The 16971-nt window shown below is 26.4% G+C and carries 13 protein-coding genes, 1 tRNA gene and 3 pseudogenes; 7 read left to right on the top strand and 10 right to left on the bottom strand.

The genetic code is table 11. From position 1 onward, the window contains the following. From Q1X91_RS06715 to map, 4 genes and pseudogenes are all read left to right on the top strand, one after another. Window positions 1–454, top strand: a pseudogene (locus Q1X91_RS06715) (AAA family ATPase); the annotation flags it as partial. 247 nt (window positions 455–701) lie between these two features. After that, window positions 702–1604, top strand: coding sequence for a hypothetical protein (locus Q1X91_RS06710; protein ID WP_300754856.1), 903 nt, complete (start codon window positions 702–704; stop codon window positions 1602–1604). Between the two features lie 31 nt (window positions 1605–1635). Continuing rightward, window positions 1636–1899, top strand: a complete 264-nt coding sequence (locus Q1X91_RS06705) for a hypothetical protein (protein ID WP_020003831.1) — start codon at window positions 1636–1638, stop codon at window positions 1897–1899. Window positions 1900–1918: 19 nt separating this feature from the next. Further along, entirely contained in the window at window positions 1919–2713 is a 795-nt protein-coding gene (gene map, locus Q1X91_RS06700; protein WP_300754853.1) for a type I methionyl aminopeptidase, read from the top strand. Between the two features lie 16 nt (window positions 2714–2729). Here the strand turns inward: map and Q1X91_RS06695 are convergent, their stop codons facing one another. The 4 genes from Q1X91_RS06695 to Q1X91_RS06680 form a co-directional block, all read right to left on the bottom strand. Continuing rightward, entirely contained in the window at window positions 2730–2999 is a 270-nt protein-coding gene (locus tag Q1X91_RS06695) for a hypothetical protein (protein WP_300754850.1), read from the bottom strand. A gap of 42 nt (window positions 3000–3041) precedes the next feature. Then, window positions 3042–3383 (bottom strand): hypothetical protein, encoded by a 342-nt coding sequence (locus Q1X91_RS06690; protein ID WP_300754847.1) that lies wholly within the window; start codon window positions 3381–3383, stop codon window positions 3042–3044. Between the two features lie 16 nt (window positions 3384–3399). Further along, window positions 3400–4059: a DUF2589 domain-containing protein gene (locus Q1X91_RS06685; protein ID WP_300754845.1), complete on the bottom strand. Its 660-nt coding sequence runs from the start codon at window positions 4057–4059 to the stop codon at window positions 3400–3402. Window positions 4060–4125: 66 nt separating this feature from the next. Next, window positions 4126–4719, bottom strand: a complete 594-nt coding sequence (locus Q1X91_RS06680; RefSeq protein WP_300754842.1) for a DUF2589 domain-containing protein — start codon at window positions 4717–4719, stop codon at window positions 4126–4128. Between the two features lie 257 nt (window positions 4720–4976). On the opposite strand from Q1X91_RS06680, the gene aroC reads away from it, so the two are divergent. Then, entirely contained in the window at window positions 4977–6086 is a 1110-nt protein-coding gene (aroC, locus tag Q1X91_RS06675) for a chorismate synthase (protein ID WP_300754839.1), read from the top strand. Between the two features lie 398 nt (window positions 6087–6484). Here the strand turns inward: aroC and Q1X91_RS06670 are convergent. From Q1X91_RS06670 to Q1X91_RS06645, 5 genes and pseudogenes are all read right to left on the bottom strand, one after another. Then, a pseudogene (locus Q1X91_RS06670) lies at window positions 6485–7257 on the bottom strand (DUF2262 domain-containing protein). A 338-nt stretch (window positions 7258–7595) separates the two neighbouring features. Continuing rightward, window positions 7596–8398: pseudogene (locus tag Q1X91_RS06665) on the bottom strand (DUF2262 domain-containing protein). Between the two features lie 323 nt (window positions 8399–8721). After that, window positions 8722–12048, bottom strand: coding sequence for a DUF4132 domain-containing protein (locus Q1X91_RS06655; protein ID WP_300754827.1), 3327 nt, complete (start codon window positions 12046–12048; stop codon window positions 8722–8724). Window positions 12049–12348: 300 nt separating this feature from the next. Beyond that, on the bottom strand, window positions 12349–13776 hold the full coding sequence (locus Q1X91_RS06650) for a hypothetical protein (RefSeq protein ID WP_300754824.1): 1428 nt from the start codon (window positions 13774–13776) through the stop codon (window positions 12349–12351). After that, complete coding sequence (locus tag Q1X91_RS06645; protein WP_300754821.1) at window positions 13725–13895, bottom strand: hypothetical protein; 171 nt, start codon at window positions 13893–13895, stop codon at window positions 13725–13727. The genes Q1X91_RS06650 and Q1X91_RS06645 overlap by 52 nt, the downstream gene beginning before the upstream one ends. Before the next feature lie 296 nt (window positions 13896–14191). Between Q1X91_RS06645 and Q1X91_RS06640 the strand changes: the two genes are divergently transcribed. Then, on the top strand, window positions 14192–15001 hold the full coding sequence (locus Q1X91_RS06640; RefSeq protein WP_300754818.1) for a class I SAM-dependent methyltransferase: 810 nt from the start codon (window positions 14192–14194) through the stop codon (window positions 14999–15001). A 279-nt stretch (window positions 15002–15280) separates the two neighbouring features. On the opposite strand, the gene Q1X91_RS06635 is transcribed toward Q1X91_RS06640, so the two are convergent. Then, a tRNA-Ala gene (locus tag Q1X91_RS06635) sits at window positions 15281–15354 on the bottom strand. A gap of 258 nt (window positions 15355–15612) precedes the next feature. Here Q1X91_RS06635 and flgE point away from each other — a divergent pair. Then, window positions 15613–16938, top strand: a complete 1326-nt coding sequence (flgE, locus tag Q1X91_RS06630) for a flagellar hook protein FlgE (RefSeq protein WP_008722355.1) — start codon at window positions 15613–15615, stop codon at window positions 16936–16938. The last annotated feature ends 33 nt before the right edge of the window (window positions 16939–16971 follow it).

Raw genomic sequence — 16971 nt, 5'->3', positions numbered from 1 at the left:
CGAATATGTACCTAACTTGGACGACGTTATCAATGATGATGATAGCAAAGAAGAAGATAATAAAGATGATGATACTCCAGAGATGAAAGAGTATACTGATGATGAGCTTCTTGATGCTGATAATATTATAGATGATGATGAAGATGTACCTAACTTAGACGATGTTATCAATGATGAAGATAATAAAAAAGAAGAAGAAAATAAAGATGATGATACTCCAGAGATGAAAGAGTATACTGATGATGAGCTTCTTGACGCTGATAATATAGAAGATGATACAGAAGATATGGAGGAATTAAATAAATCAGATAGTGATAATAATGATAGCAATATAGATGATACTGTTGAAAATTTAGATGATATACCTAATTTAAACGATGAATTAGAAAATAAAAGCGAAGATAATAAAAATGATGAAGATGATAATAATATAGATGATACTATAGAACGATGAATTAGAAAATAAAAGCGAAGATAACAAAAATGATGAAGATGACAATAATATAGATGATACTATAGAAAACTTAGATGATATACCTAATTTAAATGATGAACTAGAAAATAAAAACGAAGATAACAAAAATGATGAAGATGACAATAATATAGATGATACTATAGAAAACTTAGATGATATACCTAATTTAAACGATGAATTAGAAAATAAAAACGAAGATAATAAAACAGACGACACCACTGAAAATATGGACGATATACCTGATTCAGATAATGAAACAAATTCAGACAGTATAAAAAATGATGATGATAAACTAGAAGAAACAATTGATGATGACAATGTAGACAATAATAAAAATGAGGATATAATAAAGGGCATTGATGATATAATAGATGATAATAATGAGGGGGACATTTTGATAAGTCATGGTTCTATTTTAGAAGATGAAATAGTAAAAAAAGAAGAAGAGTACTTTTCTTCCAGCGATGCTTTTAACTTCTCTCTTAACCGAGATTTTCTTCTTGGAGATTATGATGATGAAGAAAACAGCGATAATAATAATAATTCTAATTTATCACCTAATTTCAGAGAAGAATATGACGACGGAGAAGTAGTAAAACCTGCTAGTGAAAAAGATACATTTGATACAGATGATCTTACAGATAAAGATTTATATGATCCTGAAGAAGTACCTAAAATACCAGATGATTTTTACAGAGAAGCAGAAGAAAAAGTAAAAGAGAACATGACAGCTGGTTGGAAAAATGTATTAAAATCAATCAGAGGTAAAAAATTTGTCAATAAAAATATGCATGATATGCTTAATTGGATAAAAGAGCAGTCTGGTTTGGATATAAAACATGCTGCTATGCTTACAAGAAAAGATGACGGCAGCTATACTATAGATGAATCTCAGAATATATCTGATGCTACAAAAGATAAATTAAATATAACTGAAAATGAAGCTTTATTTAAAAAGATTTTATCACATAAAAAAACTTTATATGTATCAGATCCATTTTCTTCTGATTCTCTAAAAAATAAATTTGATGCTGCTGATAGAGAAAATATATCTCATATGATATTTGTTCCAGTAGAAAATGATGAAGGAGGATTAAAATCATTCTTTATAGGACTTTCATCTAATTAAATATTATAATAAAAGAGGTTGAAGCAAATAAATGGAATATATTATAGTAGTATCAGCATTTATAGTTATAGGCATCATTGTAAGCTTAGTATTTGGCAAAATATTAAAAATCAAAGTATTCGGCGGCTGGGTGATGATGTTTCTTATATCTACTGCAGGTGCTTTGCTTGGTTCTTATTATCTTCCTAGAATAAGCAACATACAATATGTAAGAATAAATTTATCATCTGCCGTATTAGGTGCTATTATACTTGTTATTCTTTTATATATATTTACTCCTAAATCTTTAAAATAAATAAAAGGACAAAAATAAAATGTTTATAAAAGAGATGAAAGGTATAGTAAAACCAAGTATAAAAGATGATGAAGCTATAGAAAATATAAGAAAAGCAGCTCAGATAGCACAGGACTCTATAGATTTAGCTTTCAAACTTTGCATCTCTGGAGTAAGAGCTTCTAAAGTAGATAAAGAAGTTGAAAAATTTATAAAAAGCCAAAATGCATATCCTGCAAACTTTGAAGTTCCAGATTACGGATTTGCTACAAGCATATCAAGCGGTAATGAAATAGCACATGGAAGACCTACTAATAATAAGATACTTGTTCATGGGGAACCTGTATGCGTGGATGTAGGAGTAAAATATAACGGATACTATGCTGACTGTGCTAGAACTGTAGTTATAGAAGGCGGTATGGGATCTGTAAATCATAGAGCATATAAACTTATAGATGCATGTAAAAAATCATTGGAATATTCTATTTATAAATTAAAACCAAATGTGCTTTTAAGTGAGTATGGAAAAACTGTTGAAAATAAAGTCCATGAATATGGTTTCAGTGTTATAAAATCGCTTACAGGTCATGGCGTAGGCTATGAATATCATGAAGCTCCTTATATATTTAATTTTTATCACCCAAATAATGATGTAATATTAGAACCTAATATGGTGCTTGCATTAGAACTTATGATAACAAACGGCACTGATAAATACGAAAAAGAAAAAGACGGCTGGACTTTATCTACTCCAGACTATTCATTGGCTGTGCATTTTGAGCATACTGTTTTAATTACTAAAACTGGTGTTGAAATACTTGGAATAAAAAAATAGAATTATTAACCAATTATTATTCAAGCCACATAGGTTTTCTCTCAAAGCCCACATGATAAGTAAGCCATTGAAGCACTACCTGATGTTCGCCTAAATTAAATAAATAAAAATTTCTCTCTATACCTATAATTTTTCCTCTTGGAACTTCATTTAAGCATTTATTTAATAACTCATTTGCTTTTTGATAATCTTCTTCTTTATAGGGAATATTAGGATCATTCTGTCCTACTATTATTCTTTTTACATATCTTATATTAGTTAAATCAAAAATTTTACTGTCAGACATAAAATATCCTATTTTTACTTCATTACAAAAAATCAAATATTATTATACCAAAACAAACATTACTCTTTCAGGTCTATTTATATATTTATTGTTGATTTTTACTCCATACTGAGATGAAAAATAAAGTTCATATTTATCATCTGTGAAATAATCATATAAACAAAATACATTTTTATATACCTGATAAGCTGTAATGCTGAAACTTATATCAATATCATAGTTTGTATAAGAAAAAAAATTATGCACATCTTTTATATTAAATGTATATTGTAAAAGAGGTATAAGAGAAGAATACTTTTTAAAAAGTTCTCTCTCATAAGCCTCTTTCATCAATACGGCTTTTTCGTCTAAAATATCTTTTAGAGACTTAAAACTAATAATCATAAGTTTTTATTTTTAATTAACTAGCATTTTCAGTTTCATTTTCAGTTTTAGTTTGAGGGGTATTTGCAGATTCTACAGGAACAATAGTAGCATTTATTATATCCAATACTCTGGCAAGCCCCTCAGGCATTCCCTGATCTACAGCATGCAGTTCCACATGGTATTTAGCAGAAGTATCTGTTTTTCTAGTATTTTCTTTATGAGAACTTACACTTCCTTTTATTTCAGTGCGGGCAGAAAATATCCACCATCCCACTTTTCCAGATGTTGTAGTAGTTACTGAACTATCATCTGAACCTTTTTCTTCTTCACTGCTTTTTACTTCCATATCAAAAGTAATATCTACATTTTTTATAAATAAAGCAGGTACTTTAACCATACTAAGCAAAGGAGCTCTTAATACCATATCTACAGTATCATTACTTCCATCATCTTTTTTCACAATTTTTTTATATGCAAACTCGACAGTCCTAAGTTTTGACTCTGACTTTACTTCTTTACCGTTTTCATCTTTTTTAACATCTCTATCAATTCCAACACTTTCTATAAAGTCCTTTGTAATATTTGCTAATCTTAACTGTGCCTCTGCCGCCGCCTGCAATGGAGCTCCTATAAGAGACGACATTGGAAGACCTGTAAATTGATTGGCTATAACTTTATTATCACCTACTGCCATAAATTTCCTCCCTAAAAATTTTATTTATTATTTTTTATTGAAAATTATTATTAAATATAATTATTATTAATCATCATTTTGATTGTTTTTATTTACTGTTAAAAACCCCTGACTTAAATTTGTTATCTCATTTATAAATTTAGACATTCCTTCACTATTCTCTGATTTTTTTATTGTAATCTCAATATTAATATTTGTACCCTTATCCTTATTAATACCAGCACCTTTAAGATCAACAGATACATCTGAAGAATTATTAAAATCTGTCATATTATTTACTACATCGCCTTCAAATACATCATTAAATACAGATTTTTCAGTTTCTTTTTTTGCTTCTATAAGATCAAGAATAGCTATGTTAAATGAAGCTTTTATTGAATCTATATTAAGCTGCGATATTGGAATTAAGTTTATATAAGGAACACAATAATATTTATTACCATATTGATTATTTTCATCAGGCATACCTATTTTTAATCTTATAGGAAATACACCTGGTAAATGCTCATCTTCTTTATTTTTATCATTAGATGTGTAATTTCTATTTCTCTTTTTTTTAAAGTATTTTGATAAATTACTTACCTGCGTTTCTTCTAATTGAGCCTGAGCTTCAGCAACTGATTTGGCAATCGCAATAATGACATCATTAAATTTAGCCATAACAAGACTCTCCTGATGTATTTTTATTAATAATAATTATTATCTAAAATTATTTAAATGAATTATAGTTTACTTTCATTACTTTAAATACATAATTTCATAATAGCCATATATTTTTTTAATCATTTTCATACATTTGATACTAAGTAAATTGTATTATCTATAAATTTTAATTATTAATACAATATGGAAAGTTTATAGAAAATAATATATACTAATAGAAATTATAATAAAAAATTAATTTCAGGAATATATTTATGGGAAGCGTATTTGGTAATAATATTAAATTAAGTTTATTCGGGGAATCTCATGGCGAAGCTATAGGCTGTGTTATAGACGGTTTTCCTTATGGTATTAATATAGATAATGATTTTATAGAAAGCGAAATGGAAAGAAGAAGAGCTAAAAATGCAAAGCTAACAACTGCAAGAACAGAATCTGATAGCCCAGAAATATTATCAGGTATTCTCGAAAACAAAAGCACTGGAATGCCTATTGCTGCGGTAATTAAAAATGAAAATAAAAGAAGCGGTGATTATTCTAATTTAAAAATAATGCCGAGACCTTCTCATAGTGATTATACTGCTATGCTTAGGTACGATGGGTTTAATGATATAAGAGGAGGAGGACATTTTTCTGGAAGATTAACTGCTCCTTTAGTATTTGCAGGAGCTTTAGCAAAATTAGCTTTAAAAGAAAAATTTGATATAGAGATAGCTGCTCATATTAAACAAATATACAATATAAAAGATAAATACCCTAATGATACTTTTCCAACTTATGAAGAGTTCATAGAGAATTATAATAAAGAATTAAGCGTTTTTGATAATGAAGCTATGAAGAAAATGATAAGCATAATAGAAGAAGCTAAAATGAATATGGACTCTGTAGGAGGTATTATAACAGCTGCTGCTTTTAATGTACCTGCTGGTTTCGGAGATCCTTTTTACTCATCTATAGAAAGCAGAATAGCTCAGTCAATGTTTGCTGTCCCTGCTGTAAAAGGAATTGATTTCGGACTTGGGTTTGACTTTGTAAATTATAAAGCAAGCGAATGTAATGATCTATACACTATAAAAAACTATAATAATATAAAAAAAGTAGAAACAAAAACTAATAATAACGGAGGCATACTAGGAGGAATATCAAACGGCATGCCTATAATAGTTAATGCTGTAATAAAGCCTACTCCGTCAATATCTAAAGAACAATTAACTCTCAATATAGAAACAAAAGAGGAAGAAACATTACTAATTAAAGGACGCCATGACCCATGCATAGCTGTAAGGGCAGTACCTGTAATAGAGGCAGCACTTGCTATTGCCATACTTGATTTATGTATAGATATGAAAGGTAAATTACTATAATTAAAAAATATATTTACCGCACGTTAAACCAAATTCTTAAATATAATGAAATTTAAAATTCCAAATGAAACCTATAATTATTAACTTCATTCTACGTGCGGTAATAAACGCAATAAATTTAAAAAACTCTTGGGTGGGCAGCTAAAAATAACAGATTAAAACTATAAAGAAAAACTCCTGCAGAAATTACAAAATAAGATTAAAAAATTTAGAGGGCGGGCAGATGTAATGAAATTTTTAAACTTTTATTGATACTTTGCTCTTTGATTATTTATATTTATTACTTAAATTAGAAATCAAGAGTTAATTAGGTTTTGGATTTCTTTAATGAAATGTTAGTAAAATTTTAATTATAGATAAACTTATATTTGTTATCGTGCGGAAAGAAAGCTATAAATTCAAAAAAACATTAGCTGAGTAATCGGTTTAAAATTAAAATCCCAATCACTATTTACTGGTATTGTATGTCCATCACTGTTTTTAAAATAAAATATTATACAGTTTTCACAATCTATGCTTATAGATGTTAAACTTATTGATTTTATGAATTCTTCTCTTTCTATATTATGAGGCTTAAATATACTCTCTGCCGCACACTCTTTTAATTTCCTATCAATATTTTTTTGTCAGCGAATATTTTTTTGATTATATCAACGCTTTGTTTATTAAACTCTTCATTAATATTATCAAAGAAGATTAAAATATTATTGTTAGTCCAAGGCATCTCTTTCTTAAAACTATTTATATCCTTATTAAGTTCAAAATCGCCTAATTCTTCATCTTTATAATAAATAATCTCTGAATATTTTTCTAATATGATATTTAAATCATCATCTTTATAATCATTGTCAGCTATATCTTCAAGTAAAAAATTAATATAGAAGTCATCAGGATCTTTTTCTTTTCTTACATTTAATCTTACTATGCTTTCATCTTTGAGTATCTTTAAATATTCTTGAGCTTTTTCAACTTTTTTATGAATGATAATATGATTATTTTCTATAATTTCATTAGCAGCAATATTTTTTAAAGCTATAGAATAAACAAATAAAGTACCATATTTTTCCCAAGGAATTTTAGCGTATTTGCAGCATGATCTTTTAAGTATGAATGCTATATCAAAAATTTCATCATCAAAATCTTTATTAAAATCTTCAATTTCTTTATCCATTTTTATACCCTATTAATATAGTAATATACTAAGATAAAATATCAATAACAAATTTTAAAAGTTTTATTAATACATATCTATTTATTATATATAAATTTAGTAGTAGATTTAATTTGTAAATATGTGCTTTTTAAGCTTTTGCCGCGGGAAAAGTTTATATAAAAATTATATATCAATACATTGTTTTTATATATTTTATCACAAACTAAAGTCTAATTATATTAAAAATTTATTTAACGCACGATAAACAAAATTTATATAATATAATGAAATTTGAATTATAGATAAATTTATATTTTAAATATTATTTAGCGTGCGGTAAGTAAACTAAAAATTAATTATCCTTCTATATGAGCATCTGTAAAATTAAAATTACAGTCGCTTTCTACTACTATAGTGTGTCCCCAGAAAATATCTCCGTCATCAAAATAAAATGTTATAATATCTTCGCATATAGCTATAGATGTTAAAGTTATTAATTTTGCAAACTCTTCTTTATCTATATGAGGCTTGTCAGAATCATCGTTCCAGCTGTTGGCATCTTCAAGCATATTTTCTGATATATACTCTTTTAGTTTTTTGTCAATATCTTTTTTATTAGCAAATATTTTTTTGATTATATCAACACTTTTTTGATTTAGTTCTTCATCAATATCTTCAAATAAGATTGAAATATTATTATCATTCCATAGTATATCTTTACTAAACATGTCTATACTTTTATCAAGCTCAAAATCTCCTAATTCTTCATCTTTATAATAAACAGGCTTAGAATATTTTTCTAATATAATATTTAAATCATTATCTTTATAGTTGGTATCAATAATATCTTCAAGCAAGAACCTCATATATAAATCAGATGAAGTTTTTTCTTTTCTCACCTTTAATCTTGCTATGCTTTTACTTTTAATCATTTGAAAATACTCTTTTGTTTCTTTAACTTTTTTTGAATAAGAATATTTTCATTTTCTATAATTTCATTAGAGGCAATATTTTTTAAAGCCATAGCATGAATATATAAAGTGTAATATTTATCTTTATTAGCCTTACCAGCCCCTAAGCATGATTCTTTAAGCACGAACGCCATGTCTAAAATTTCTTCATCAAAATTGCTATTAAAGTTTTCAATTTCCTTACTCATTTTATATCCTTTATAGTTTATCATAATACAATGTATAAATATAATTCATATATTTATTTTTGCAATTTTTTTGCCGCACAAAAAAGTTGCTGCCAAAGGCACACAGAGCGAAAAACGCAATTGCTAGAACTTTATATTTTATATATACGTATTAAATGTAGTGTATATCCATCATTTAAGCCAAAAAATTCAGTTCTTTTGGTTCTTTTATACCAATAAAAGAACTGGGGGTGCGGGGGCTAGTCCCCGCAAATAATTAAAATAAAAAAATTCATTTTTGACAAAATGAAAAATGCTTAGTATATACAGGTTGTAAAAAGTTTCTATTTTATAAAATAAGATTTTACTGTTCCGTATATTGATGAAGTAAATCTCTTATTAATATCTAACGGATTTATATATTCTTCTTCATTGCAGTTTCCGTTTTCATCTAGTCTGTGGAAAGCAATATTTTTAAATGTTACTTTTTCGCTAGCCTCTATTCCAAACCACATATATTCAAAATCTATACGGCATGCAATATTTAATATAGAGTCTTTTAATTCATAATAAGTATAGCTTCCGCCGTCTTCAATATCTCTGCTTCTTTCAAATGACATTTTATTTGCCATTGACATAATCTCGCCTGCTGTTATTTCTTGATCTTCAAAAGAAATGATTTTGTTGTTTTTTATATACTCTTCTTTCACCTCTTCAAATAATAAATCAAGCTGGTTTATAGGCTGTGATATTTCGTAGTCGCTTAATTGAGTTTTCCATTTTGATAATTTTTCACTGTCTAATTCTATAGGGTGAACTAAAGTAATATTTTTTTTATTTTTAATAGTATCATCAAATATATATTCCTCTTCATCATAAGTGTTGAAACTTCCGTCTTCCATATATCTGAAACTCTCTATTAAATTATTTTTTTCATCATAAACGCCCCATATAAGTTTTAAAGCAAATATATTCATTATTGGGTTTTCTACAAAAAGCTCGGTAAAAGTTTTATAAGACCATTTACGAGCATTTAATAAAACTTTATTTAATCTTGTCATTTGATTAGAAGTTATCATTTTTATATTTTTCTTTATCAAAGTTAATTCTTTTTTAGCTGCATCTGCTTTTTCTTTATCATCTTTACTGTTTGGTGCAGGAAGCGATTTTAAAACTTTATTGTTTGAATCTGTTACTTCTATAGTAAAATCATTTTTTATTTGAAGTTTAAATACTCTGTCGGCTTCTCCTCCGTAATGAAGTTCTCTTGTCCCCTTTTTATCAAAATCCAAATCTGGAATTATTTTATCTATAAGCTCATCTTCTGAAATCTCTAATGCTTTGGCAGTATTTTTTAATGCATCTTTAGCCGCATTTTTAACCTGATTATTTTTAACTTTTACAGACATAGTATCAACTAAAACCAATGCAAATTTGCTTGCTTTTAATGCTATGGCATATACTGCATGTGCTGCTAATGCTCCCCTTGAGTTTAATGCCCATTCTTCAATCTGGGCCTTTAATTTTAAGAGTTTATCTTCAGTTTGAAAAAGACAATATGGAATGAGTATATTTTTTAATTTTGTATCTGCTTTTTTATCAAACCAATTTGAATATATATCATCAAGTGCATTTCTAAGTGAATCAATATCAAAAAACTCTGCTATTTTGCTGCAGTCTTTTAAGATTGAAGGCTCTTTTAAAGCAATGTATTCCATAAAAACATACTTAACTATATTTAAAGGAGCTTTAGTTTTTTTATCCTTTAACAAAATATTAGAGAGTATATTTTCGTCTATATCTTTTATTAGAGTTTCATGTCCTTCATTATAGTATTTATTTAAATATTCGTTTATTTCATCAACGCTTTTAAATTGAAAATCATCATCAAACTTTTGTAAATCCCAATATTTAATTATTTCTTTATAAACCGTTCTTGATGCCTCTTTTCCTTCATTTGCTAATTTTTCTACTTCGCTTCTAACAATGCTTTCATTATTATTTATTACCGATACACAATGCTTTTTTATTTCCTTTGATTTTGCTGTGTCGAGAACTTTGAAAACAAAATCAAATTTATCATCAATAAGTTCTTTTAATTCATCACTGAAAATACAATTAATAAATGATATAGTACCGCTAATATTTGATGTTATAGAAGTGATAAATGATTTATCTTCCATAATAGATTTTGTTTCTTCTAAATTATTTTTTATAAGTGTAATAATATTATTTTTTGATTCTAATAATGATAAATAAATATCTTTTAATGGTACTTTTTTATCATTAACTAATTTTTCTTTAGCTTCCAAAATATTTCCATTATAGAATATTTCCTGAATAGAAACATAAATTGAAATTTTGCCGTATATTCCATAATGCTTTAATAATTTAGTAGTGATTTCTGATGCTTCATCATTTATGCCGTCAAAGGACATTATAGCTGACAAATAATGACTATGATTAGCATAAGGTTCTTCTTTTACATATTTAAAGCTTTTAGAAGTTATATCATCGAAACTTTCAATAGGTCCCCTTATTTCTAATAAATCCACGCATATTTCTTTTAACTTTGCTACAATAGAATTAATATCAATATTATATTTATTATCACCGCTTGCAAGAATAATTGATGAAAGCATAGCATAATCAAGATATAAATTTTCTAATTTTGATTTTTCTATTATCTCATAAAGTTTATAAAATGTTTCTTTGTCTTCATCATATAATTTTTTTACTTCTACTGTTAAATATGAAATAAAAAGAGTGTTATTATTAACTATTGTGTTTAACAAAATACATTCTTTAGGGAAATTGCATAGTTCTAAATATTCAGGTATAAGTTTTTGTGTGTAGTAATAATAGCCTTTATCCTCTGAATATCCTTTAAATAATCTTTTATATAATTTTATAGTTCTTGTCATATCTTTGTATATATTCACAAGAAAATAAATCATATTATTATCTTTATTTAAAATATTCATTAATCTTTTATAAACTTCTTCATCTTTATCAGCTATAGTAAAAAGTAATGATATAGTTTCTTCATCATTGATTTTTAGAGAATCTATATAATTTAATAATTGTTTGATGAGGCTTTTATCATCATCTCTATTTATAAGGTATACCAAAATAGTTAATAATAAATGAGGCTCTTTATTTAATAATACTTTATTATCATTTTTTACTTTTTCTAAGTATTGATTAAACTTTTTAGGCATACAGCCTTCTAATTCTAAAAACTTATAAAAATTATTAACTTGTATTTTTATATATTTAGATGCTTTATTATTAGCCAAAGTTGCTTTAGAATATTTTGTATCATATATAGTTCTTTCATATGTATTATTATAACTTTCTATTAATGCTTTTTCTAAATCTTCACCAGTGGATAATCTTAAAATTATATCAACATTTTCACCCTTGTATATATCTTTAATCACAGCTTCAGCGTATCTTGACAAAGCTTTTTTATCTTCTTCTGAAGTGTTTTCATCAAAATAAAACTTAAAAATTTCTTCTGCATCATAACCGTAATAATTTCTTAAAGTGGGGCAGCTGTTTGACTTTCCATAAAAATAATCAAGAAATGCATTCTTATTATTTTCATATTGAAATATTCTTTCAAACTTATTTCTTATTTGTTCTTCATTACTGATATTATTCTCCATAGTTAGTACCTCATCTTTTAATAGTATTTTTATATAGTATAATTAATTTTTTTCATTATGTCAAATTTTTATTACTGTTGCTATGTTCGCCTTCGCCTATAATTAGCAAATAAATAAATTTATTTGCTGGCTTCGGCTCACTGTTTGGTTTATATGTTTCTTAAGCAAATATTATTATTTTTTAATTGTATTTATATCAACTTTTCCCGTGGCAAAAGTTGCAAAATCACTCATTAATTAAAAAAACTCTATCTTATATAAGAAATATTTTAATTAATAATTTTTGTTACATTAAGTATATTATTTCTCCATAAAATGCTTAAATCCTAAATCTTTTGACTTTTGAAGATACTCTTTACTTTTATTTTCGCATTCTTCTTTTGAGCACCCGCTTATATTTTTATCAAGTTCAGCATATTCATCGTATACAAGATGTAAATAGTAGTAGGTTTCTCCTACATCTTCTTTTATTCGGCTATTATCTATAGATTTTTTCAAATACTTTTCAGAATTATTTAAATCAGTAATTGTTTTATTTTCTTTACATTTCAAATACAATAATATACCATAATTATTTGATAATTCTAAATCATTAGGATACAATTTTAAACCTTCATTCAAATATTTTTCTGCTTGTATTAGACTTTCTTCATTATAAGTTATTTCATAATGATTTAAATATAAATAAGAAATACCCTCATATATTATGTAAAAATTACTATTTATACTTAAGGCATTATTGTAATATTCTAAAGCTTTATTAAATTCTTCTTCTCTTTTAGTTTCTCTATATTTATTTGAATATAATATACTTCTATTAGTTAAAACATTAATATTTTTATTATCTATATCTAAGGAATTATTATAGTCTTCTAATGCTTTATTAAAATATTCTTCATCTTTAGTTTCTCTGTATTTATTTGAATATAAAGCCCCTCTATTATTTAAAGTATCAATATTATTTTTATCAATACTTAATACTTTATTATAATCATCTAATGCTTTACTAAAATATTCTTCATCTTTAGTTTCTTTATATTTATCATAATATAAAAGTCCTCTATTATTTAAAGACATAATATTATTAGAATCTATTTCTAATGATTCAGTATAAAGTTTTATAGCTTCATCATAATTTTTATTATTTAATGCTCTTGCAAATAATTCGCTTACTTTAGATCTATCAGCATTTATTTTTGATTGTTTGGTTTGTTCTTCTATTTTCTTTAATGTTAATTCTATTTCTTGGGATTTTTTATTTAATTCTTCTAGTGTTTTATTTGATTCTAATTCTGTTTCTTTTATAATAAGTTCCGACTGCTTTTGATTGCTTTCCATTATTTTATTATTGGCGTATATGCCTAAAATTGTGAATATTATCATTATTAAAGATAAAAATGCAAGCCAGAAAGTTACTGTATTTATTGAAAAATCTTTACTGTCTTTTAGGGTTTCTCTAAGTAAATCGATATTAGGTTTGAATGCCTCTTCTAATGTATTTTTTATAAACTCTTTATTTTCAAAACTTTCATTTGTAACCGTTTCTTTAAGGAACTCATAATAATTGCTTAATTGTATTTGTGAGTTTGATTCAAATTGTTTTATACTGCTTTCTATCAATGTTTTACTTTCATTTGTGTATTTAGAATATTTGCATATCAAAACTAATAAAAATATTATGCATATAACAGAATAGAGTATAAAAGTAGAATGCCTTTTAAAAAACATTCTTCTTTTTTATTTTCAACCTTATTTTTTTCTTTGGCGTTATTTTTACCATTGTTTGTTTTATTATCTACATCGTCTACATTATTAGTATTTTCTGTAGTATTATTATTATCAGACATATTTTTAACCTATCATATTTTAAATATATTATACAGCTAAATTCAAAAATATAAAATTGTTTGAAATGTAAATTTTTATTATATACAAATTCTATTTACAGTGCGTTAAACAAATTCAAGGCTTAACTAATGATTAATTTGTAATAATATTTTTAAATAAAACTTTAAAACTAAATAAAATATTAAATGGAAAGCATATTAAGTATATTTTTTATTTTAAGAATTTGACAAAAAATATAAAACTTGTATAATTAAAAAAAATGTTAGCTTATTCTAACATTTAAAGGAGATATATCATGAATATTAATTTAAACGGGGTATCTGAAACTTTATTAATTACACTATGGGCTAAAGCAGAAGAAAGTAAAAGAGAAGATTCAATTATCAAAGATTATAAATCTATAGAAATATCAAAAGAAATAAATTATGATTTTTCAAAGTTCAAAAACTCTAAAGGAACTCAAGTAGGAACCTGTATAAGAACAAAAATAATAGATGATATAATAAAAGATATTATTGAAAAAAGCTCAGCAGAAAGTTTTACTATTATCAATTTAGGAGCAGGTCTTGATACAAGAGTAAGCAGATTTATAAAAGATAATATTTATTGGTATGATATAGATTTTGAAGATGTTATTTTGTTAAGAAAACAATTTTTTAAAGAACTAGAAAATAATAAAAATTATGAATGCATATCATCATCTATACTAGATTATAGGTGGATAAAAAATATTAAAGTAAGAGGCACTGTTATAATAATATCTGAGGGGGTATTGATGTATATAGAAGAAAATTATATAAAAGAATTAATTGAAAAACTATCTGAAAACTTTATTAACAGTCATTTTATATTTGATACTATACCTACAATTTCAGCTAAAAATACAAAACTTCATGAAACAGTAAAAGAAACAGCTGCAGTGTTTAGATGGGGATTAGATATTCCATCAGATATAGAAAAATTAAGCAGTCATATAAGATTTATAAACAGTTATAATTATGCTGATTATTTTAAAAATAGATGGGGACTTATGGCTATATTAAGACATTTACCATTTGTAAAAAATATGATAAACTTTAATACTATTCATATAAGACTTGTTTAAAATATTATTTATTTAGTTTAATAAATTTTATTACATCCGCCCGCCCTCTAAATTTATTTGTATTATTATGTTGCTGATATGCTATTTCTTGTTTTTTAGTTTGATACTGTTATTTTAGCTGCCCACCCAAGATTTTTTTAAATTTGATATGTACTTAACGCACGAATTGCGTAATTATAAATAACAGATTTATTTGTAATAACAATATTTATTATATAATGAGATTTATTTACCGTGCGTAAAAATAGGTGTAATATGAAATAAAATTTTTATCAAAATTGGAGATAATGGGGCTCGAACCCACGACCCTCACAATGCCATTGTGATGCTCTCCCAAACTGAGCTATATCCCCTTGAAATGTGTGAATATTCTAAATTATTTTTAATTAAAAGTCAATTATATGAGTATTAAGTATTGGTGTAAATTTATAATATTATTATATAGCTATTATAAGTTTAAGATGTTCATTAAATGCATTTGATCTGTATTTATCCTAAAATATATTAATGTAAAATCTATGATAAGTATATCAAAAAAAACATTAAACAAATTTTAATTATACCGAAAATATTTTATAAGAAATACTAAAATTTTTGGAGGAATACGCCTTATGATGCGTTCATTATTTGCCGGCGTGTCTGGTTTACAAAATCATCAAACTCGAATGGATGTAGTAGGAAATAACATAGCAAATGTTAATACATACGGATTTAAAAGAGGAAGAGTTACTTTTAAGGATATGATAAGCCAATCTTTAAGCGGGGCAGCAAAGCCTCAGGAAGATAGAGGCGGTATCAATCCTCAGCAAGTAGGCTTAGGTATGATGGTTGCAACTATAGACACTATACATACACAAGGTGCTTTACAAGTTACTGGTGTAAACACTGATTTAGCTATTCAGGGAGAAGGTTTCTTTATAGAAAAAAGAGGAAACAATTCTTACTATACAAGAAACGGAGCTTTCTCTTTAGACAGAGACGGATATTTAGTTAATCCTTCTATAGGTTATAAAGTACAAGGCTGGAATGCTGTACTTAACCCAGAAACAGGTGAAATGGAATTAAATACTTCAGCTGGAGTAGAAGATTTAATTATACCAGTAGGTTCAAAAGACCCAGCAAGAGCTACAGCAAATACAAAATATTTCTGTAACCTACAAAAAAGCGGAGAAACACATCAGTCAGATTTAACTATATATGACTCTACAGGAATACCTCGTCAATTAAGAGCAACTTTCACTAGAACAGATGTTAACAGATGGGATATGACAATAGATATACCAGATGCCACAGAAGGAAGTGTAAGCGTATCAGCAGGCGACCCAGTAGAAGGCGGCGGAAACAATACTTTCCAATTAGTATTTAATGATGCAGGTTCTCTAATTTCTGTAAGTGACGGTACTAATACTCAAACAGAAGGAGTATTAATGCCTAATGTATCTTTCACTTATCAAGGAACAGAAGGTGAAGTAAATCAAACTATCAACCTTACTATGGGAGAAGTTGGTTTATTTAACGGTATTACACAATTTGAATCTCCATCAACTACTAAAGCTATAGAACAAGACGGATATACTATGGGTATGTTGGAAGGTTTCAGCTTTGATGACAGCGGTCAAATAACAGGTGTATTTACTAACGGAAACAGAAAAACTTTAGGACAGGTTGCATTGGCTAAATTTAATAATGCAGGCGGTTTAGAAAAAGCAGGAGACACTTTATTTGTAGCAAGCAATAACTCAGGAGCTGCTAATATTGGTACTGCTGCTGCTGAAGGCAGAGGTTCTTTAAAGGCAGGTGCTTTGGAAATGTCTAACGTAGATTTGAGCGAACAATTTACAGATATGATAGTAACTCAAAGAGGCTTCCAATCTAATGCCAGAACTATTACTACAGCAGATCAAATGCTTCAGGAAGTTATAGCACTTAAGAGATAATTATAATAGTAGTATACTTTTTATAATTTTATA

The organism is uncultured Brachyspira sp. (assembly GCF_949287625.1).
Taxonomy (GTDB): Bacteria; Spirochaetota; Brachyspiria; order Brachyspirales; family Brachyspiraceae; genus Brachyspira.
This window is presented reverse-complemented; position numbering and strand designations above follow the sequence as displayed.

What these genes read in the sequence shown, in the direction of transcription:
- Q1X91_RS06710 (WP_300754856.1), top strand. Translation starts at nt 702, where the DNA reads ATGGACGATATACCTGATTCAGATAATGAAACAAATTCAGACAGTATA.
- Q1X91_RS06705 (WP_020003831.1), top strand. Translation starts at nt 1,636, where the DNA reads ATGGAATATATTATAGTAGTATCAGCATTTATAGTTATAGGCATCATT.
- map (WP_300754853.1), top strand. Translation starts at nt 1,919, where the DNA reads ATGTTTATAAAAGAGATGAAAGGTATAGTAAAACCAAGTATAAAAGAT.
- Q1X91_RS06695 (WP_300754850.1), bottom strand. Translation starts at nt 2,999, where the DNA reads ATGTCTGACAGTAAAATTTTTGATTTAACTAATATAAGATATGTAAAA.
- Q1X91_RS06690 (WP_300754847.1), bottom strand. Translation starts at nt 3,383, where the DNA reads ATGATTATTAGTTTTAAGTCTCTAAAAGATATTTTAGACGAAAAAGCC.
- Q1X91_RS06685 (WP_300754845.1), bottom strand. Translation starts at nt 4,059, where the DNA reads ATGGCAGTAGGTGATAATAAAGTTATAGCCAATCAATTTACAGGTCTT.
- Q1X91_RS06680 (WP_300754842.1), bottom strand. Translation starts at nt 4,719, where the DNA reads ATGGCTAAATTTAATGATGTCATTATTGCGATTGCCAAATCAGTTGCT.
- aroC (WP_300754839.1), top strand. Translation starts at nt 4,977, where the DNA reads ATGGGAAGCGTATTTGGTAATAATATTAAATTAAGTTTATTCGGGGAA.
- Q1X91_RS06655 (WP_300754827.1), bottom strand. Translation starts at nt 12,048, where the DNA reads ATGGAGAATAATATCAGTAATGAAGAACAAATAAGAAATAAGTTTGAA.
- Q1X91_RS06650 (WP_300754824.1), bottom strand. Translation starts at nt 13,776, where the DNA reads ATGTTTTTTAAAAGGCATTCTACTTTTATACTCTATTCTGTTATATGC.
- Q1X91_RS06645 (WP_300754821.1), bottom strand. Translation starts at nt 13,895, where the DNA reads ATGTCTGATAATAATAATACTACAGAAAATACTAATAATGTAGACGAT.
- Q1X91_RS06640 (WP_300754818.1), top strand. Translation starts at nt 14,192, where the DNA reads ATGAATATTAATTTAAACGGGGTATCTGAAACTTTATTAATTACACTA.
- flgE (WP_008722355.1), top strand. Translation starts at nt 15,613, where the DNA reads ATGATGCGTTCATTATTTGCCGGCGTGTCTGGTTTACAAAATCATCAA.